At 72.8% G+C, this 19066-nt stretch carries 17 protein-coding genes; 4 read left to right on the top strand and 13 right to left on the bottom strand.

Annotation, left to right across the window (positions count from 1 at the left end; genetic code table 11):
- Positions 1-19 precede the first annotated feature (19 nt).
- The gene (locus AB0I79_RS11570; RefSeq protein ID WP_357870473.1) at positions 20-445 is read right to left on the bottom strand and encodes a hypothetical protein; all 426 of its coding nucleotides are present in this window, start codon (positions 443-445) and stop codon (positions 20-22) included.
- A 93-nt stretch (positions 446-538) separates the two neighbouring features.
- On the opposite strand from AB0I79_RS11570, the gene AB0I79_RS11565 reads away from it, so the two are divergent.
- From AB0I79_RS11565 to AB0I79_RS11555, 3 genes are read left to right on the top strand one after another with little or no spacing between them, the layout of a single operon-like run.
- Positions 539-1216, top strand: coding sequence for a response regulator transcription factor (locus AB0I79_RS11565; RefSeq protein WP_357870470.1), 678 nt, complete (start codon positions 539-541; stop codon positions 1214-1216).
- Positions 1213-2460, top strand: coding sequence for a HAMP domain-containing sensor histidine kinase (locus AB0I79_RS11560; RefSeq protein ID WP_357870468.1), 1248 nt, complete (start codon positions 1213-1215; stop codon positions 2458-2460). Before AB0I79_RS11565 ends, AB0I79_RS11560 begins: the two co-directional genes overlap by 4 nt.
- A 46-nt stretch (positions 2461-2506) precedes the next feature.
- Positions 2507-2881 (top strand): PepSY domain-containing protein, encoded by a 375-nt coding sequence (locus AB0I79_RS11555; protein ID WP_357870465.1) that lies wholly within the window; start codon positions 2507-2509, stop codon positions 2879-2881.
- Positions 2882-2947: 66 nt separating this feature from the next.
- Here AB0I79_RS11555 and AB0I79_RS11550 read toward each other — a convergent pair whose 3' ends face one another.
- The 7 genes from AB0I79_RS11550 to AB0I79_RS11520 form a co-directional block, all read right to left on the bottom strand.
- Entirely contained in the window at positions 2948-3709 is a 762-nt protein-coding gene (locus tag AB0I79_RS11550) for an endonuclease/exonuclease/phosphatase family protein (protein WP_357870462.1), read from the bottom strand.
- Between the two features lie 57 nt (positions 3710-3766).
- Positions 3767-4444 (bottom strand): HNH endonuclease family protein, encoded by a 678-nt coding sequence (locus AB0I79_RS11545; RefSeq protein ID WP_357870459.1) that lies wholly within the window; start codon positions 4442-4444, stop codon positions 3767-3769.
- Positions 4445-4501: 57 nt separating this feature from the next.
- Positions 4502-7582, bottom strand: a complete 3081-nt coding sequence (locus AB0I79_RS11540; RefSeq protein ID WP_357870457.1) for a 2Fe-2S iron-sulfur cluster-binding protein — start codon at positions 7580-7582, stop codon at positions 4502-4504.
- Entirely contained in the window at positions 7579-7821 is a 243-nt protein-coding gene (locus AB0I79_RS11535) for a sarcosine oxidase subunit delta (RefSeq protein WP_357870455.1), read from the bottom strand. Before AB0I79_RS11535 ends, AB0I79_RS11540 begins: the two co-directional genes overlap by 4 nt.
- Complete coding sequence (locus AB0I79_RS11530) at positions 7821-9023, bottom strand: sarcosine oxidase subunit beta family protein (protein ID WP_357870452.1); 1203 nt, start codon at positions 9021-9023, stop codon at positions 7821-7823. The genes AB0I79_RS11535 and AB0I79_RS11530 overlap by 1 nt, the downstream gene beginning before the upstream one ends.
- The gene (locus AB0I79_RS11525) at positions 9020-11446 is read right to left on the bottom strand and encodes an FAD-dependent oxidoreductase (RefSeq protein WP_357870449.1); all 2427 of its coding nucleotides are present in this window, start codon (positions 11444-11446) and stop codon (positions 9020-9022) included. The genes AB0I79_RS11530 and AB0I79_RS11525 overlap by 4 nt, the downstream gene beginning before the upstream one ends.
- A gap of 82 nt (positions 11447-11528) precedes the next feature.
- Positions 11529-12146 carry a GNAT family N-acetyltransferase gene (locus tag AB0I79_RS11520; RefSeq protein ID WP_357870447.1) on the bottom strand — a complete coding sequence of 206 codons (618 nt, stop codon included), beginning with the start codon at positions 12144-12146 and terminating at the stop codon, positions 11529-11531.
- A 46-nt stretch (positions 12147-12192) separates the two neighbouring features.
- Here AB0I79_RS11520 and AB0I79_RS11515 point away from each other — a divergent pair, with 46 nt between their 5' ends.
- Positions 12193-13179, top strand: a complete 987-nt coding sequence (locus AB0I79_RS11515; RefSeq protein ID WP_357870445.1) for a helix-turn-helix domain-containing protein — start codon at positions 12193-12195, stop codon at positions 13177-13179.
- Between the two features lie 55 nt (positions 13180-13234).
- On the opposite strand, the gene AB0I79_RS11510 is transcribed toward AB0I79_RS11515, so the two are convergent.
- From AB0I79_RS11510 to miaA, 5 genes are all read right to left on the bottom strand, one after another.
- On the bottom strand, positions 13235-13993 hold the full coding sequence (locus AB0I79_RS11510; protein ID WP_357870442.1) for a glucose 1-dehydrogenase: 759 nt from the start codon (positions 13991-13993) through the stop codon (positions 13235-13237).
- A gap of 229 nt (positions 13994-14222) precedes the next feature.
- A complete protein-coding gene (locus AB0I79_RS11505; protein WP_357870439.1) occupies positions 14223-16499 on the bottom strand; it encodes a tetratricopeptide repeat protein in 2277 nt (758 codons plus the stop codon).
- Positions 16500-16518: 19 nt separating this feature from the next.
- A complete protein-coding gene (locus AB0I79_RS11500) occupies positions 16519-17274 on the bottom strand; it encodes a hypothetical protein (RefSeq protein WP_357870436.1) in 756 nt (251 codons plus the stop codon).
- A gap of 48 nt (positions 17275-17322) precedes the next feature.
- Positions 17323-18135, bottom strand: a complete 813-nt coding sequence (dapF, locus tag AB0I79_RS11495; RefSeq protein WP_357870434.1) for a diaminopimelate epimerase — start codon at positions 18133-18135, stop codon at positions 17323-17325.
- A 9-nt stretch (positions 18136-18144) separates the two neighbouring features.
- Positions 18145-19053 (bottom strand): tRNA (adenosine(37)-N6)-dimethylallyltransferase MiaA, encoded by a 909-nt coding sequence (gene miaA / locus AB0I79_RS11490; protein WP_357870432.1) that lies wholly within the window; start codon positions 19051-19053, stop codon positions 18145-18147.
- Positions 19054-19066 lie beyond the last annotated feature (13 nt).

The raw sequence follows: 19066 nt of genomic DNA, 5'->3' as shown, positions 1-19066 counted from the left end.
GCGGATCGTCTCTCCGGCGCTAGCCACCGGTACGCGGCACCGGCACGCCACCGACACAGGTGATCTTCAGTTCGAGCTCCTCGCCCTCGTCCGGCTCGAACTCGACCTTCGCCTCCCGCGCCGGCCCCGACTCGACCTCGTCGACCGAGTAGTCCTGGGCCGGGCTCCACGAGCGCAGCGTGACCAGGCCGCCGGCGTCGCAGGAGGCGATCACCGTACCGCCCGCGCTGCGGATCAGCCGGCCCTGCGAGCTCTGCGCGGGCGTGGCGCTCGCCGTGGTGGCGGCGCGGGGGGTGGCGGTGGCGAGGGCCGCGCGGACGTCGTCGCGGCTGAGCACGTGGCTGTCGGTGCCGGTCAGGCCGTTGCCGAGCAGGCCGAGCACCGCCACGGCGGCGCCGGTGGCCGCGAGCGCGGTGACCACCCAGGCGACGACGAGCTTCTTCATGCCACTCAGATTTCCCCACGTACGGCTAAGGCCAGGTTAAGGCGACGCTAAGGCTGCCCGGGGCAGCGGCGATGACCGTCTACGTTTCTGTATATGGCGGACATCCTGCTCATCGAGGACGACGTGGCGATCCGTACGGCGCTGAGCCGCGGGCTGCGGGACCTCGGCCACGCCGTCTCCTCCTCCCCCACGGCGCTGGAGGGGCTGCGGCTGGCCGTACAGGACCGGCCCGACCTGATCGTGCTCGATCTGGGGCTGCCCGATCTCGACGGGGTGGAGCTGCTGCGGATGTTGCGGGCGGTCAGCCGGGTGCCGGTCATCGTGGCGACGGCCCGCGACGGGGACGCCGAGATGGTGCCGGTGCTGGACGCGGGGGCCGACGACTACGTGGTCAAGCCGTACAGCGCGGCGCAGCTCGACGCGCGGGTGCGGGCCGTGTTGCGGCGGGCCGGCGGGGCGGCGCCCGAGGAGCCGCTGAAGGTGGGGGCGCTGCGGGTGGATCCGCGGGCGCGGACCGCGACCCTGGACGGGGCGGCGCTGGATCTGACGCCGCGCGAGTTCGACGTGCTGCACTACCTGGCGGCCCGGCCGGGCGAGGTCGTCACCAAGCGGGAGTTGCTGACCGAGGTGTGGCAGCTTCCCTACGGGGGTGCCGACAAGACCGTGGACGTGCACCTGTCGTGGTTGCGCAGGAAGCTGGGCGAGACGGCCGCCGAGCCGCGCTACCTGCACACGGTGCGCGGGGTGGGCGTGAAGCTGGTCGAGCCGTGAGGCGGTGGCTGGCGCTGCTCGTCGCGGCCACGACCTCGCTGGTGCTGATCGCGTTGCTGGTGCCGATGGCGCTGCTGATCCGCGCGGTGGCCGAGAACGGGGCGATGAGCCGGGCCACGGCCGCGGCCGAGTCCGTGGCGGTCGCGGTCGGCACGCCCGACCTGGGGCTGGCGGTGGAGCAGGTGTCGCGGCCCGTGACGGTGTTCCTGCCGGACGGGCGGACGGTCGGTGAGCAGGCGGCTCGCTCCGACGCCGTACGCCTGGCCGCCACCGGGCGCAGCGTCACCGCCGAGACCGGCGGGGGCAGGGAGGTGCTGGTCTCGGCGCAGTCGCCCGGAGGGACGGCCGTGATCAGGGTGTTCGTGCCGGACGCCGAGCTCATGCGGGGTGTGCGGGAGGCGTGGCTGGCGCTGGCGCTGCTCGGGATCGGGCTGGTGGCGCTGGGCATCGTGCTGGCGGACCGGCTGGCGCTGGCCGTGACGCGGCCGGTGGACGGGCTGGCGCGGGTCTCGCACCGGCTCGCCGGCGGCGACCTGACGGCCAGGGCCGAGCCAGGGGGGCCGCCCGAGGTGCGTTCGGTGGCGCTGGCGCTCAACCATCTGGCCGGGCGGATCGACGAGCTGCTGGCGGCCGAGCGGGAGTCCGTGGCCGACCTCTCGCACCGGCTGCGCACGCCCCTGACGGGCCTGCGGCTGGACGCCGAGTCGCTGCGCGACCCGGAGGAGGCGGCGCGGGTGCAGGCCCGGGTGGACGCGCTGGAGCGGGCCGTGAGCGCGGTGATCACGGAGGCGCGGCGGCGCTCGGCGGGGCGCGACTCGTGCGACGCGGCGGAGGTGGTGCGCGAGCGGGTGCGGTTCTGGTCGGTGCTGGCCGAGGACCAGGGGCGGGAGGTGTCGGTCTCCGTGCCCGACGGGCCGCTGCCGGTCGCGGTGGGGGCGGAGGAGCTGGCGGCGTGCGTGGACGCGCTGCTCGGCAACGTCTTCGCGCACACCCCCGAAGGGGCCTCCATGGCGGTACGGCTGCACCCGCGTTCCGAGGGGGCGCTGCTGGTCGTGGAGGACGCGGGGCCGGGGTTCGAGGCCGCGTTGCTGGAGCGGGGGAACAGCGGCGGCGGCTCGACGGGTCTCGGGCTCGACATCGCGCGGCGTACGGCCGAGTCCTCCGGTGGCGGTCTGACCGTCTCCAGGCCGGCGGAGGGCGGGGCCCGGGTGGAAGTGGCCCTCGGCCCTTTCTCGTCGCCTTAACCACCCTTTAGCGCCCGGTTACCGGGGATCGCGGTTACCTGGAGCCATGCGAATCACCAAGAAGCTCATCGTTGCCGGAATCGTCTCCCTCGCCGCGACCGGCGGCGCCGTCTACGCGACCACCGCCTACGCCTCCGAGGCCGCCGAGACCGCCGAGACCGCCGCCCCCGCCGTCGCCCCCAAGGTCACGGCCGAGCAGGCCATCTCGATCGCCCTCAAGGAGGTGCCGGGGTCCTGGGTCAGCGAGCTCGACTTCGACAGCCGCGGCCAGCAGGCCGACACCTGGGAGCTCGAGCTGACCAAGGGCGCCGAGCGGCACGAGGTGGACGTGGACGCGGCCTCCGGCAAGGTCACCAAGCAGCAGGCCGACCAGGACGACGACGACCAGAACGAGGACGGCGACGACGGGGACGACGACTGATCCCTGGACGTGGTGAAGATGCCGGCCCGCTGATCGCGGGCCGGCCTTTCCATGTTCAGGGGGCGATCAGCGCACCATCCTCATGACCAGCGGCCGGTGGTCGGACAGCGTGGTCGGGAGCACGGATCCGCTGGTCGTGGTGATGCCGCGGGTGTAGATGTAGTCGATGCGGGCGTCGCCGAGGGTGGGCTTGTTCGCGTACCGGGCGCCGGTGTCGACCCAGCCGGCGCTGACGAACCGCTTCGACAGCGCGTCCGTCGGCAGCGCGTTGAAGTCGCCGGTGAGGATCAGCCCCGTCCTGGTGCCGAAGTAGTCGAGCACCTTGGCGGCCTGCGCCTCGCGGCGGCTGACCGAGGTCTGCGACAGGCCGGGCGACAGGTGCGTGGTGAACACCCGGACCTGCGCGCCGCCGCCGAGGTCGAGCCGCACCCCGGCCATGGAGCGGTTGACGGGGCAGGTGGCGAAGTCGGTGAGCTTGATCGTCACCCGCTCGACGATCCTGTACGAGGACAGGATCGCGTTGCCCGCCTTGCCCGGCTGCGGATCGTCGCAGGGCCCCACGTCGTCGCCCGCGCCGAAGTGGGCGTTGTCCGTGATGTCCCACCCCAGCTCGTCGGCGAGCAGGCGCACCTGGTCGGCGTCCGGCCTGCGGTGGATCTCCTGCAACGTGACGACGTTGGCGCCGCTGTCGCGGATGACGCGGGCCATGGCCTCGATGTCGGCGTCCTCGCCGTGGATGTTCCAGCTGAGCACCACGACGTTGGCGGCACGGGCCTGCGCCGGTGGCGGCGAGGCGAGGGCGGTGAGGAGGGCTAAGGCTGCGATCACTTGGCTGCGCCTGATCACTCGCATGACCCGTGATCTTACGTGCACATCACCTGGTAGTCAGCAGTTCTCCAGGATGCCCTTCATGGCGTCCTTCTCCGCCGAGGTCACCCAGAGCTCGTACTTGGCCTTCACGTCGACCTGCTTGGCGATGTACGTGCAGCGGTAGGACTTGCGGGGCGGCAGCCAGGTGGCGGCGTCGGAGTCGCTCTTCTGGCCGTTCAGCGGGCCGTCCACGGCCATGAGGTTCAGCGGGTCGTTGGCGAACTCCTTGCGCTTGGTGGCCGACCACTGCTGGGCGCCCTTCTGCCAGGCGTCGGAGAGCGGGATGACGTGGTCGATCTGCACGGCGGTGCTGGTGTCCTGGCCGCGCTTGAATGTGATGGTCTTGCCGCTGTACGGGTCGTGCAGGGTGCCGGTCAGCACGATGCAGTCGTGGGTGCCGGACCTGAACGTCTCGTCCTCCAGGTCGCGCTTGAGGATGTCGTTGCGGGTGTCGCAGCCGTTGCGGTCCACGTCGGCCCAGGCGGGGCCGAACTTGTCGCGGTCGAAGCCGGTCCTCGGGGCGCGGCCCTTGACGGCCAGCTTCTCCAGCTTCTTCCTGGCGTCGGAGATCGCCGCCGAGTCGGGCTTGGCGGCCTTGCCTTCGCCGCCCGGCGACTGCGCCGCTTCGAGCCCGCCGCAACCGGCCAGCACCGCCACCGTGGCCATACCGGCCATGAACGCCCGCACCCGCACGCCAGCCCCCAGACTTCCTTGTTTCCGTAAAGTCTAGGTAATGCCCCAAATATGGATCTATATCGCGTCGATGGCGTCGAGCAGCCACTCCGCGAGGTAGCGGGTGAAGGATGACCTGACGTAGATGCGGTAGGCGCCGGGGGCGCGCCGCTCCAGGATGACCCCCGTCTTGCCGAGCAGGGTCTGGGCGTGGCCGGGGAAGACGTCCGGGTGCAGGTCGAGGGGGCAGCCGGTGATCAGCACGTCCTCGGCGGCCGGGCCCGACAGCTCCAGGATCGCCCGCTGCCCCGACACGTCCACCCAATCCGGGCGCGTCTCGAAATTTCCGGTCACCAGCCACCAGGACGGCCCCAGCCGCAACCCCGCGCCCGGATCCGCGCCCCGCACCTCCCACATCGGCTCGAACGGCACCTCGCGCAGCCGCACCCTGTCCCCGCTCACCGCCTCGAACCGGGCCGCGAACGCGGCGGCCGGGCTCTCTGCGCGCGCCCCGAAGTCCTGCCCGGGACGCGCCCCGGTCAGGGGCTCACCGTCGCGGCGGGTGTTGTCCGGGTCGTAGAAGACGGGCTCCGCGACGGTCACCGGGCGCGCCGCGCTCCCGGACACGGCGGTGAGCCGGTCGCCTGGCGCCACCCCCTTGGCCAGGGCCAGGCAGAACGTGCGGCCGAGCGCGGCGCTGCGGTAGCTGGAGGTCACGTGACCGAGCATCGGCACCACCCCATCAGGGTCCTGGCCGGTGGCGATGAGCTGGGCGCCCTCCTCCACCAGCGCCTCGGGGTCGTCGGGGAGCAGGCCGACGAGGCGCTTGCGGTCGCCTCTCGCGGTGTCGGGGCGGGCGTGCGAGCGCTTGCCCACGTAGTCGGGCTTGCGCCGGGAGACGATCCACGACATGCCCAGGTCCTGCGGGGTGACGGTCCCGTCGGTCTCCTGCCCGACGATCGCGAACCCCTTCTCGGCCCGCAGGACGTGCATGGCCTCGGTCCCGTACGGCACCGCCCCCAGCTCCAGCACCGCCTCCCACAGCGCCCGCCCGTAGGCCCACGGCATGTTCACCTCGTACGCCAGCTCCCCGGAGAAGCTGATCCTGAACACCCTCCCGGCCACGCCCAGCACGTCGGCCGCCGCGTACCGCATGAACGCCAGATCGAGCGCCCCGGGCGCGACGGCCGCGACGACCTCCCTGGCACGCGGCCCGGCCACCACCACCGTCGCCCAGTGGTCGGTGACCGAGGTGAACGACACCTCCATGCCGGGCCACTCCGTCTGGTGCCACTCCTCCAGCCAGTCGAGCACCGTGGCGGCGTTGCCCGTGGTCGTGGTCATGAGGAAGTGGTCCTCGGCGAGCCTGGTGGTGGTGCCGTCGTCGAGCACCATCCCGTCCGCCCCGCACATCAGGCCGTAACGGCAGGCGCCGACGGCGAGCGTGGAGTACAGGTTCGTGTAGACGCGGTCGAGGAAGGCCCCGGCGTCCGCGCCCCGGATGTCGATCTTGCCGAGGGTGGAGGCGTCCATGGCGGCCACGTCCGTGCGGGCCGCGCGGCACTCGCGGAGCACGGCCTCCTCCATCGACTCGCCGTCCTGGGGGAAGTACCAGGGACGTTTCCACTGGCCGACGTCCTCGAACACCGCGCCCCTCGCCACGTGGGCGTCGTGCATGGCGGTGGTCCTGACGGGGTCGGACAGCTCGCCGCGGTCGCGGCCGGCGAGGGTGGCGAACGACACCGGCACGTACGGGGGGCGGAACGTGGTCGTGCCCACCTGGCCTGGCGCGGCGCCGAGAAGGGCGGACATGACGCCGACGACCACCGCGCCCGAGGTCTTGCCCTGGTCGGCGCCGGTGCCCGCGGTGGTGTAGCGCTTGACGTGCTCGACCGAGCGCATCCCGGTGCCCGTGGCCCTGGCCAGGTCGGCCACGGTCACGTCCCGGTGCAGGTCCGCGAACGCGAGCTCCCCCTCGACCACCCACAGGTCGGCCGGCGGACGCAGGGGCTGCTCGTCGCACTCCGGCACCCGCCATCCGCGCGCGGCGTGCCCGGCGGCCTCGGAGCCCGCCGCGTAGCCGTCGGCGATGGCCTCGCGGGTGCCGTACAGGCCCCGGCACGCGCCGGCCGAGCGCTCCGCCTGGGCCGAGACGCCCGGGACGAACGCCTGAAGGTGCTCGTCGAAGCGCACCCGCCCCTGCGACTGGCTGAACAGGTGCACGGCCGGGTTCCAGCCGCCCGCGACGGCCAGCAGGTCGGCCTCGACGTGCCGCGAGCCCACCTGGACGCCGTTCAGCACGCCGTCCGCGTCGCCCGTCGTGCCGGTCACGACGTCGCCCGCCACCCGGGGGTCCACGACGGCGGCGATCTCCACCCCGGCCGCGGCCAGGTCCCTGGCCGCCTCGTACCCGGAGTCCGCGCACGCGAACACGACGGCCCGCCGCCACGGCGCGACCCCGTACCGGTTGGCGTAGGCGCGGGCGGCGGAGGCCAGCATCACGCCGGGCCGGTCGTTGCCGGGGAAGGCGATCGAGCGCTCGTGCGCCCCCGTCGCCAGCACCACCTCGCGTGCCCTGATGTGCCACAGCCGCTCACGCCGTGCCCGCCGCTCCACGGCCACCACGTAGTTGTGGTCGTGGTAGCCGACGGCGGTCGTCCGGGTGAGCACCCGTCCGGGCAGGTCGAGCCCCGCCACCCAGGCGAGCGCGGGCGCGCCGTCGAGGAGCAGGCGGGAGTTCAGCAGGTCGCCGCCCAGCCGCGGCTGCTCGTCCACGAGGATCACCCGCGCGCCCGCCCGCCCCGCCGCCACCGCGGCGGCCAGCCCGGCGGGCCCGCCGCCGACCACCAGCACATCGCAGTGCAGGTACCCCTTGTCGCAGCGGCGCTCGTCCACGGCGTCGAGGTCCACGCGGCCCTTGCCGCGCAGGCTCCACGCCTCCAGCCCGTCGTACAGCTCCACGACCGTGGCCGCCAGCATCGGGTCCGCGCCCACCTTGACCAGCGCGTTCGGCTCCTCGGGCCCGGCGGTGAAGACGCCGCGCGGCCGGCCCAGCGCCACGCTGCGGCCCACCACCCGCACGCCGTTGCGCAGCAGCGCGGCGGCCAGCGTGTCACCCGGCTCGCCCCGCATCTCGCGCCCGTCGAACGTGAACCTCATCGCGGGTCCCTCATCTCGTGGGTGACCGTGTGCCGCTCGACGGTGAACCAGGTCCGGCAGCCGTGCGCGTGGAACCAGCGCTCGTGGAACCAGCCCTTGGGGTTGTCGCGCATGAAAACGTAGGCGGCCCACTCCTCGTCGGAGGTCTCGCCGGTCGGGTAGGAGATCCCGGCCTGGCCGCCGTAGTGGAACTCGTTCCCGTCGCGGGGGCCGCAGTGCGGGCAGTCGAGCAGCATCATCAGTGCGCCACCGCCGCCGCGCCGTGCTCGTCGATGAGCGCCCCCGTGGTGAACCTCTCCAGCGCGAACGGCTCCGCCAGCGGATGCGGCCGCTCGTGGGCGATCGTGTGCGCGTAGACCCACCCGGAGCCGGGCGTGGCCTTGAAGCCGCCGGTGCCCCAGCCCGCGTTGACGTAGAGGCCGTCCACGGGCGTGCGGCCGATGACGGGCGAGGCGTCGGGCGAGACGTCCACGATGCCGGCCCACGTCCGCAGCACCCGTACCCGGCTGAAGACGGGGAACAGCTCCAGCGCCGCCGCCATCTGCGCCTCGATCACCTGGACGTCGCCCCGCTGGCCGTAGGAGTTGTACGCGTCGATGCCCGCCCCCATGACCAGCTCCCCCTTGTGCGCCTGGCTGACGTACACGTGGACGGCGTTCGACATGACCACGCAGTCGAGCACCGGCTCCAGCAGCTCCGACACCAGTGCCTGGAGCGGGTGCGACTGCAGAGGCAGCCGGATCCCGGCCTGCGCGGCGAGCACCGAGGTGTGCCCGGCCGCCGCGAGCGCGACCTTCCCGGCGGCGATCCGGCCCCGCGACGTCTGCACGGCCATGACCCGATTTTTCAGGATCTCGAACCCGGTGACCTCGCAGCCCTGGATGAGGTCGATGCCGTACGCGTCGGCCTTGCGCGCCAGCGCCCAGGCCACGTGGTCGTGCTTGGCGATGCCGCCACGCCGCTGCAGCGTGGCCCCCATGACCGGGTAGCGGGCCCTGCTCGACACGTTGATGACCGGGCAGAACTTCTTGACCTCGTCCGGGCTCAGCCATTCGGCGTCGACGCCGTTGAGCCGGTTGGCGTTCACCCGGCGCCTGCCCTCGCGCACGTCGCCCAGGCTGTGCGCCAGGTTGAGCACCCCTCGCTGGCTGAACTGCAGGTCGTAGTCCAGCTCCGCGCTCAGCCCCTCCCAGAGCTTGAGCGAGTGCTCGTAGATCGCGGCGCTCTCGTCCCACAGGTAGTTGGAGCGGATGATCGTGGTGTTGCGGGCCATGTTCCCGCCGGCCAGCCAGCCACGCTCCAGGACGGCCACGTTCGTGATGCCATGATTTTTCGCCAGATAGTAGGCGGTGGCCAGGCCGTGCCCGCCGCCGCCCACGACGACGACGTCGTAGGCGGGCCTGGGGTCGGGGTTGCGCCAGAGGAAGTCGGGGTGGGTCAACGCCTGATCTTCTCCATCCCGGGGTCGTACAGCGGCTCGGCGGCGACCTCCGCGAGCACGCGGCGGCCGAAGTAGGAGATGTCCACCTGCGTCCCGGGCTCCGCCAGCTCGGCGGGCAGCCAGGCGTAGGCGATGGGGTACTCGATGGTGTGACCGTAGGCGGCGCTGGTGACGTACCCGACCGTTCGGCCCTCGTGACCGACCGGCTCCTTGCCCATGACGACCTGGTTGCTGAGCAGCGGCACCAGCTTGCGCGTGACGTCCTTGGTCAGCGCGTCACGCCCGATGAAGTCCTTGTCCTCCCTCACGGCGAACCCCAGCCCCGCCTCGTACGGGTTGTGCTCGGTCGTCATGTCCACGCCCCAGAGCCGGTAGCCCTTCTCCAACCGCAGGCTGTTGAACGCGGCCCGGCCCCCCGCGATCGCCAGCCCCGGTGCCCACAGCGTGTCCCAAAGCTTGAGCCCCAGGTCGGCCGTGGTGTAGAGCTCCCAGCCCAGCTCGCCCACGTAGGAGACCCGCATCGCGAGCACCGGCACCTGCCCGACATATCCGGACTTGCAGCCGAAGTAGCGGAAGCCTTCGTGCGACAGGTCCATGTCGGTCAACCCCTGCACGAGCTCCCTGGCCCGCGGTCCCCACACACCGACGCAGCACGTCCCCGGCGTCAGGTCACGCACCCGCACCCCGCCGGGGGCGTGCCTGGTCAGCCAGTCGAGATCGAGGTTGCCGTTGGCGCCGAGCTGGAACGTGTCCTCGTCGAGCCGCGCCACGGTGAGGTCCGACCGGATGCCGCCCCTGACGTCCAGCAGCAGCGTGTACGTCACCGAGCCGGGCTTCTTGTCCACGTTGTTCGTGGTCATCCGCTGCAGGAACGCCGCCGCCCCCGGCCCGTGGACCTCGATGCGCTTGAGCGGCGTCATGTCGAAGAGCGCCACGCGCTCCCTGGCCGCGTACGACTCGGCGGCGGCGACCGGCGACCAGTAGCGGCCGGCCCACGGATCGCGCCGCGCGGCCCCCATGAACGCCTCGGCCGCCGGCTGCCCCTGGGGGCCGCGCCGCAGCAGCAGCTCCTCCAGCAGCGGCGTGTTCGCCTCGAACCAGTGCGGCCGCTCCCACCCCGCCGCCTCCAGGAAGACCGCCCCCAGCTCCCGCTGCCGCGGGTAGAACGGACTGGTCCGCAGCGGCCGTGGCGACTCCATCGGCTGCAGCGGATGGATGATGTCGTAGACCTCGACGAAGTTCTGCTTGCCCCGCTCCTCGATGAAGGCGGGCGAGAGCTGCACCTGCTCGAACCGGTTCAGCTCGCACTCGTGCAGATCGACGGCCGAGCGCCCGTCCACCAGCACCTCGGCCAGCGCCCGCGCCACGCCGGCCGAGTGCGTCACCCACACGGCCTCGGCCAGCCAGAACCCGTCGAGGTGCGGGGCCTCGCCGATCAGCGGGAAACCGTCGGGGGTGAAGGAGAAGACGCCGTTGATGCCGTCCTCGTACGTGGACTCGGCCAGCGCGGGCAGCAGCTCGACCGCGTCGCGCCAGGCGGGGTCGAAGTCCTCCTCGGTGAACGCCTGCACCGACGGCATCGTGGTGGACCTCGGGCCGATCTCGTCCTGGGCGACCGGCATGGGGCGGTGGGAGTAGGAGCCGATGCCGATGCGGTCACCGTGCTGCCGGAAGTACAGGTCGCGGTCCTGGTGGCGCAGGATCGGGGCCTGGTTCATCGGGCTCAGCGGCCCCGACTTGGCGTACTGGTGGGCCAGGGGCTGCAGCGGCACGGTCAGCCCGGCCAGCTTCCCGATCGACGGCCCCCAGAACCCGGCCGCGCACACCACCACGTCCGCCGGGATCGTGCGGTACTCCCCCGACGTCACGACCGAGACCCCGGTGACCCGCCCGCCCCGCTGCTCGATCCCGACCACGGTGTGCCCGGCCAGGAACCTGGCCCCGCGCTCGACGGCCCGCGCCGCCTGCGCCTGGCCGCAGGCCACCGCCCCCGCCAGCCCGTCGCTCGGCACGTGGAACCCGCCGAGCACCTTGTCCGTGGCGAGCATCGGCCACAGCTCGGCGCACTCTCCGGCGTCGAGCAGCCGCGCCTCGACGCCCCACGACTCGGCCCAGCCGTGCTTGCGGTGCAGGTCGATCCAGCGCTCCGGGGTGGTGGCCACCTCCAGCCCGCCCACCTGCCTGAAGCAGTCGCCGCCCAGCGCCGTGTACTTGGCCACGGTGTAGGCGGCGAACTCGGTCATGGTCCTGGACGGGTTCGTCTGGAAGACGAGGCCGGGGGCGTGGGAGCTGGACCCTCCGGCGGCGAAGAGCGGGCCCTGGTCCACGACCGTGACGTCCGTCCACCCCCGCTCGGTGAGCTCGTCGGCGAGGGCGCAGCCCACGATCCCCGCTCCCACGATCACCAAACGAGGTCGGCTCATGGTGCCTCCGGTTGTTCCTTAATGCGCAACACACACCGGACTACGCAACGACCATAGAGTCCAGGACCCGCCGGAACAAGAGCTACCGCACGGGCGAGGTGTCCCGTACGAGATACGTGACCACGCCCGCGTCCGGCACGGCCAGCTCCTCGAACCCCAGCCGGTCGTAGAAGGCCCGCGCCGCCACGTTGCTGGTCAGCATGCTCAGATGCAGCCTCGCGACCCCCGCCTCGCGCAGCCCGTCGACGAAGGCGCCCATGAGCCTGCGCCCCCATCCCTTGCCCTGCCAGTCCGGCAGCAGGTCGATGTGCAGGTGCGCCGGGTACCGGGCCAGCTCGGGCCGGATCATCCGCTCGGGCCGGTAGTGCAGCGCCAGCATCTGGTCGTCCCGCCCGACGGGCGGGTCGGCGGGCACGGGCAGCGCCGCGCGCGGGATCCACTCCTCGCGGTAGCGCCGCACGAACCGCTCGGTGTCGGCTGTGCCCACGATGTAGCCGACGGCGTTGCCCTCGCCGTCGTCCACCACGTGGGCGTGCTCGGGCTCGAGGATCACGTACGGAGCGGCGAACAGGTCGCCCATGAGCCGGTCGGAGGCGTACATGCCGCGGGCGTCGCCTCCGGCGTCGGCCGTGCGCACGCAGATGTCGTAGACGCTGTCCAGATCCCGGGGCTGGTACGAACGCACATAAGGGGAGATCATTCGCGACAACGTACCAGTACGCTGAGCTCGCGCGGGAAGGGGCGACATGGCGCAGCAGCGGCGTTTACTCGAAGGACTCGGCGTCACCGTCGCCGAGGAGACCGCCTACCGGGCCCTGCTCCGGCACGGCCCCGCGACGCTGAGCGAGCTGGCCGCCGAGACCGGCTCCTCGGCCGCCGCCATCCGCCGCATGCTGCCCAGGCTGGAGGACCTCGGCCTGATCTCCCGCGTGGCCGGCCGCCCGCTCCGCCTCGTCGCCACGCCCCCGAACATCGCCATCGACATCCTCGTCGCCCGCCGCCAGGAGGAGCTCACCCACAGCCGCGCCGCCGCCGCCCTCCTGGCCACCGAGGTCGCCGACCGCGGCGGGCCGCACCCGGAGGAGGTGCTGGAGGTGGTGACCGGCCGCGACGCCGTGGCCAGGCGGTACCTCCAGCTCGAACGCAACGCCACCCGGGAGATGCTGGTGCTGGTGCATCCGCCGTACGCGGTGGACATCAGCGACGACCGCGAGAACCGCCGCCGCGCCGCCCGCCAGGGCGCACCCGTCACCCGCGGCATCTACAGCCCGCTGGCCTTCGAGCAGCCCGGCATGCTGGCCCACACCCGCCACGCCGTCGCCGACGGCGAGCAGGCCCGGCTCGGCCAGGTGCCGGTCAAGCTCGCCATCGCCGACGCCCGCACCGCCATCCTCCCGCTGGTCTCCGACGAGGACCGGGCCGTGGAGAGCGCCCTGGTGGTGCACCCGTCGGCGCTGCTGGACGCCCTGGTGGGCCTGTTCGAGACGCTGTGGCGGGCCGCCGTCCCGCTGCGCCTGACCCCGGAGGGCCTGGAGCAGGACCGGCGCGGCCCGGACGAGGAGGTGCTGGCCCTGCTGGCGGCCGGCATGAAGGACGACGCCATCGCCCGGCAGCTCGGCCTCAGCCCGCGGACGGTGCAGCGCCGCGTCCAGGTGCTGTGCGAGCAGCTGGGCGCGCGGACCCGCTTCCACGCCGGCTTCCTGGCCGCCCACCACGACCTGCTGCCCGAATGACCGCTCGCCCGCGTCCGGGCAAGGGCCCGCCGGTCGAAGGCCGGCGCCCGACGGCCTACGTGATCAGGATCCCGCCGTCCACCGGCAGCGCGACCCCGGTGATGTACGAGGCCGCGTCGCTCGCCAGGAACACCGCCGCCGCCACCAGCTCGGCCGGATCCCCCGCCCGCTGCATGACCACCCGCGACGCCATCATCTGCTCCAGGTAGCCCGGCTTGTACTGCTCGGTCATCTCCGAGGCGAAGAAGCCGGGCTCCAGGCAGTTGACCCGGATGCCCCGCCGCCCGGTCCACTGCTGGGCCAGGTCGCGCGTCAGCCCCACCACCCCCGCCTTGGACGCGCTGTAGGCGGCCTGGGGCAGCCCGGCCGTGGTCTCGCCGAGGATGCTGCCGATGTTCACGATCGACGAGCCCTGCCGCATCACGCGGGCGCACGCCTGCGCCATCCAGTACGTCCCGTGCAGGTTGATCTCGACGACCCGGCGGAACTCCTCGGGGGTCTCCTTGAGCGCGGGCACGGCGGAGCCGACCCCGGCGTTGTTGACCAGCACGTCCACGGAACCCATGGCCTCGACGGCGGCGGCCACGACCGCGTCGCAGTCGCCGGGCAGCGCCACGTCGGCGGGCACGGCCAGGCACCGGCGGCCGGTCTCCTCGACCAGCCGCCGCGTCTCCTCCAGCCGTTCCTTGCGCCGGGCGCAGATGACCACGTCGGCGCCCGCCTCGGCCAGGCCGCGCGCGAACGCCACCCCCAGCCCGGCGGAGGCCCCGGTGACGATCGCCACCTTGCCGTCGAGCCGGAACCGCTCCAGCACGCTTGGATCCGTACTCCGCGCGTCACCCACTGCCCCGCGTTCCTTCCGCCGGTGAAAGCCTTCCCGGGGAGGATGGCACAGCAAGGGCTCGCTCCGCACCGCCCGGCAGGCCTCTCATCGTCTGACGGCAGCGCCCCGTCGACACGCGAAAAGGCGGCCCTCCGCCGGCGCACCGCCCCCGCGCGAGAGGTGGTGCGCCTTCGGCAGGCCGCCCGTGCCGGCGACGGACCTACAGGCCGTACTCCTTGACGATCCGCTCGTGCCGCTCGACCTCGACGTCGATCTCGCGGGCCAGGTCGAGCCAGGCCAGCGGATGCACCCACCGCTCGGTGGCGTCGTCGAGCAGCGCGTCGACCTCGGCGGGCGACACGTCCGGCGGCACCGCGACCCAGCCGAACACGCCCGGCAGCGGCTCGCCGCTGGTCGGGTGGTTGACGGTGTAGTTCTCGTCGCTGTAGACCCACATCGGCCAGCCGCGCTCGGCCATGACCTCGGTGAACTCCGCCCAGTCCTCCTCGCTCGGCGCGGCGCCGTCGAAGAAGTAGCTGGTGTAGCCGCCGGGCCGCAGGATGCGCACCGCCGCGAACGGGGGCACGAAGTTCTGCTGCTCCTGCGGGTCGTCGGGGACGGGCTCGAGGAGCTGCGGGTCGAACACGACCAGGTCGCCCGCGTTGTACTCCATGCCGCGCGGCTGCGGCAGGGCGAGCCTGGCGGTGGCGGGGCCGGTGCGGATCGACAGGACCTGGCGCTGGCCGCCGTCGGGCGCGGGCAGGATGAGCCGGATGAGGCCCATCTCCTCCTCGATCGGGCCCTCCGTGGACTTGATCGGCATGCCGATCTTGGCGGCGCCCTTGCGTACGGTCTCCCAGTCCTCCGCCGAGGTGGCCATGACGATCATGCGCCAGACGTCCTCGTCGAGCAGCTCGTCGAGCACCTCCAGCAGCACCTCGGCGGCCCTGCCGTTGGCGTCGAGCTGCTGGGCGGCGCCGGACAGCAGGCGGCGGGCCTCGATGCCGGCCCCGGCGTGGATGGCGTGCTCGGCCGCGTCGGCCGTCTCCTGCCAGCGCTCGCGGGCGCTGTGCAGCCTGGCCAGCGTGAGGTGCTGGGCGGCGTGCGGCAGCAGGGCGGCCATCTGCTCCAGGCGCTCGTCCTGGCGGGCCTCGATGAGCAGCGTGGTGAGGTAGGCCACGTCGTCGGAGTCGGCGGTGGCGATGTCGCCGCTGTCGACCAGCAGCTTCCAGTAGATGTCGGCGCCGCTGGCGGGGTAGCCGAGGAAGCCGAGCGTGGTGGTGTGCCGGCGGGTGGCCTCGATGTCCTGGCCGGACAGCGGGGCCAGCCAGCCGACCCACTTCTCCGGGTCGGCGTTGAAGCCGTCGGCGGCGTCGAACAGGCCCACCCGCTCCTCCACGGGGCCGGGGGCCTCGGGCTCCGCGGTGGCCTCGGCGGCGGCCCGCAGCGCGTTGATGCGCTCGGTGAGGTCGCCGGTCTCGCGCAGCTCGGCGCTGCCGGACTCGGCCAGGTCGGCCAGCAGCCTGGCCTGCCACACGCCCTGCCTGCCGATGGCCAGCTCGCCCGCGACCAGCGCGAGCTCGACGCGCGAGCGGTAGCCGCCCATCATGCCGAAGTAGTCCATCCACTGGCGCACGACCCGGCCGAGCTGCCAGGTGTTGGTGATCTGCGCCGAGCCGGCCAGCTTGTTGACCGCGTGCGACCACTCGACCCACACCCGCGGGTGCTCGCCGACCACGTCGAGGTCGGGCAGCGCGTCGACGGCCTCGGCGATCCGGCCGAGCGTGGCCAGGATCAGCGCCCGGCGCACGCCGTCGCGGTGCTCCTTGGCCACCGGGTCGTCGGCCTGGAACCCGGCCGCGGCCTGCAGCGCGGTGAGCGCGTCCTCGGCGCGGCCGACGGCCAGCAGCGCGCGGGCGCTCTCGGCGCCCAGCTCCCAGCTCGCCTCGCGCCCGGCCGTGCGCAGCCGCTCGACGGCGGACTCGGCGTAGGTCACGGCCTCGCCGGGCTTGCCCGCGTCGATGAGGGCGGAGACGTACTGCGTCACCAGCCCGGCGAAGGCCGGCTTCTCCGGGCTGGTGCTCTCGAGGTAGGCGCCGAGCGTCTCGAGGCGGTCGGTGGCGTAGCCGGGGCCGTCGGTGTTGGCCCAGACGACGGCCAGCGCCTCGACGGCGGCCGGGACGGCGGGGCACTCGCGCACGTCTTCGCGCTGGGCGAACGCCAGGAGCTGCTGGGCGTCGTCGATGGCGACCGCGCCCTGGGCCCGGTCGCCGATGCGGCCGATCAGATGCCAGTAGCGGGCGTAGAACTCGAGCCAGGGCAGCTCCAGGCCTTCTGCCTGCTGCGCGATGGCCGGAGCCATGACGTCGAGCTGCGGATACCGGCCCTCATAGGCCTGTGCGGGGAGGTCTCCCAGCGCCATGGCGAGGCCAACGTTGCCCGCCTCGGAAAGCTGCTGCTGGGTTTCGCCGACCCAGGCCCAGATGTCCACGTCCATGGGCAGTCAGTCTGCCAGGTCAACGGGCGTGCCCAAAACGCAGAAGCTCGATCAGCTCGTCCGATTCGCTGTCCGTCAGGACCGAAAACACCGGCGCCATGAGGTCGTCGGTGGTCTCCTCCACGGCCGCGCGCCGCGCGACCACGTCGGGGCCCGGCTCCGCGTACGGCTCCGGCCAGGTGAAGAACCTGGCGATGGCCGCGCCCTGCGACTGCCCGAGCGGGGCCCCGCTGTGCTCGGCGGCCAGCGTCGCCTCCAGCGGGTGCAGCCCGGCCGCGAGCACCGCGTTGGCGTGCAGGCCGCCGCGCAGCTCGCGGACGAGGTGCATGAGCTGCACGGCCCTGGCGGGCGGGTCGTCGGGCAGCGGCACGGCCCGCCAGCCCGCGAAGAGCGGCGCCCCGACCGGCGAGGCCTGCTCGACGACCGGCTCCAGCAGCTCGGCGAGCCTGGCGCAGCCCTGGTAGCCGCCCAGCTTGCGGCGGCCCCACGCGTGGCAGGCCTCGGCGTAGAGCTCGACGGCCCGATCGGCGGGGAGCTTGCGGCCGCCGTTCCAGTTCTCCTCGACGTGCGCGGCGGGGAAGAAGACGGCGACGGAGGTGACGACGCCGGCGTCGCACTCGCCGAGCACGCCGCAGCGGCCCCTGAAGTAGACCTCGCGGGCGCCGAGGCCGTACTCCTCGCAGATGGCCTTGACCTCTCGGGAGATCATGAATCCGCCGCCGAGCTGACCGATCGGCGTCTTCACCTGTACGGCGGTGGTGCGTGGGTCTGCCATGTCCACCTCTCAGTTCGCGAAGTAGACCCAGCATCCCCCATCAGAACTTCATTCTGCAAGCATCAGTTCGCCACTGGCCACGATCACCGCCGGGCCGGACAGGTAGCTGGTGTCCTCATCGAGGATCACGGTCAGCGTGCCGCCCAGCACCTCGACCGTCCACGTGCCGGTGGTGTCGCCGGACAGGTGCGCGGCGGCGACGGCCGTGGCCACCGAGCCGGTGCCGCAGGAACGCGTCTCGCCCGAGCCGCGCTCGTAGACGCGCATGACGGCGCGGCTGACGCCGACCGGGTTGAACAGCTCGACGTTGACCCCGGCCGGGAAGACGCCCGTGTCGAAGCCCGGCTGGTGGGTGAGGTCGAGCTGGGCGACGGGGTCGCCGATGGAGCAGGCCAGGTGGGGGTTGCCCATGTCGACGCAGATCCCGGGGTACTCGTGCCCGCCCAGCGTGGCCACGCTCTCCCCGTGCACGACGGGCTTGCCCATGTCCACCGTGACGTCGCCGTTGGGCTCGATGTGCACCTTGCGCAGCCCGCCCCTGGTCGCGATCGCGAACTCCGAGCCGTGCTCAAGCCCGGCGTCGAGCAGGTAGCGGGCGAACACGCGCACGCCGTTGCCGCACATCTCGGCCATGCTGCCGTCGGAGTTGCGGTAGTCCATGAACCACTCGGCCTGCGCGGCCTGATCGCTCACCTCGTGACTGTCCTTGGTGCGGGCCACGCGGAGCACGCCGTCGGCGCCGATGCCTGCCCTCCTGTCACAGATCTTGGCGACGAGCGCGGCCGACACGTCGACCTCGCCCTCGGGATCGGGCAGGATGACAAAATCGTTCTCGGTGCCGTGCCCCTTGAGAAAGCGCATTGCAAAAGTTTATTCGCACGCGTGCCCCGCGATTCGCGCCAGGGACCGCTCAAGCAGGTCGGGGGCGTCGTACGGCAGCCACCGGACCCGCGGATCCCGCCGGAACCACGACTCCTGCCTGCGGGCGAAACGCCTGGTCAGCCTGACCGTCTCGGCCATCGCCTGCTCCTCGCTCCACTCGCCTTCCAGGAAGCGGACGACCTGGGCGTAGCCGAGGGCGCGGCCGGCCGTACGCCCCTGCGCCAGCCCCTGGTCGAGCAGCGCGCGCACCTCGTCCACCAGGCCCGCCGCCCACATGCGCTCGACCCTGAGCTCGATCCGGGCGTCCAGCTCCGGCCTGGGCACCTCCAGCCCGATCTGGACGCTCGGGTAGACGGCGTCGTAGGAGGGCATCGTGGCCGAGAACGGGCGGCCCGACAGCTCGATCACCTCCAGCGCCCGCACGATGCGGCGGCCGTTGCTCGGCAGGATCGCCGCGGCGGCGGCCGGGTCGCGCTCGCGCAGCCGCTCGTGCAGGGGGGCCGGGCCGCGCTCGGCCAGCTCGGCCTCCAGGCGCGCCCTGATCTCCGGATCCGTGCCGGGGAACTCCAGCTCGTCGATGGCGGCCCGCACGTACAGGCCGCTCCCGCCGACCAGCACGGGCACCTCGACGGCGTCGATGACCGCCCTGGCCAGCTTCTGGTACTCCGCCACGCTGGCCGTGACCGTCACGTCCCAGATGTCGAGCAGGTGGTGCGGCACCCCGCGCCGCTCCTCCTCCGTCAGCTTGGCCGTGCCGATGTCCATGCCGCGGTAGAGCTGCATGGAGTCGGCGTTGACGCACTCCCCGCCCAGCCTGAGGGCGAGGTCCACGGCGAGATCGGACTTTCCTGCGGCCGTGGGACCCACGACGGCGATGACTGGCTGCTGCTGACGCACACCGACAAGTTTG

It is taken from the genome of Nonomuraea sp. NPDC050202 (assembly GCF_040656115.1).
Taxonomy (GTDB): Bacteria; Actinomycetota; Actinomycetes; order Streptosporangiales; family Streptosporangiaceae; genus Nonomuraea.
The sequence above is the reverse complement of the archived record's forward strand: the minus strand, read 5'-3'. Positions and strand labels throughout refer to the sequence as shown.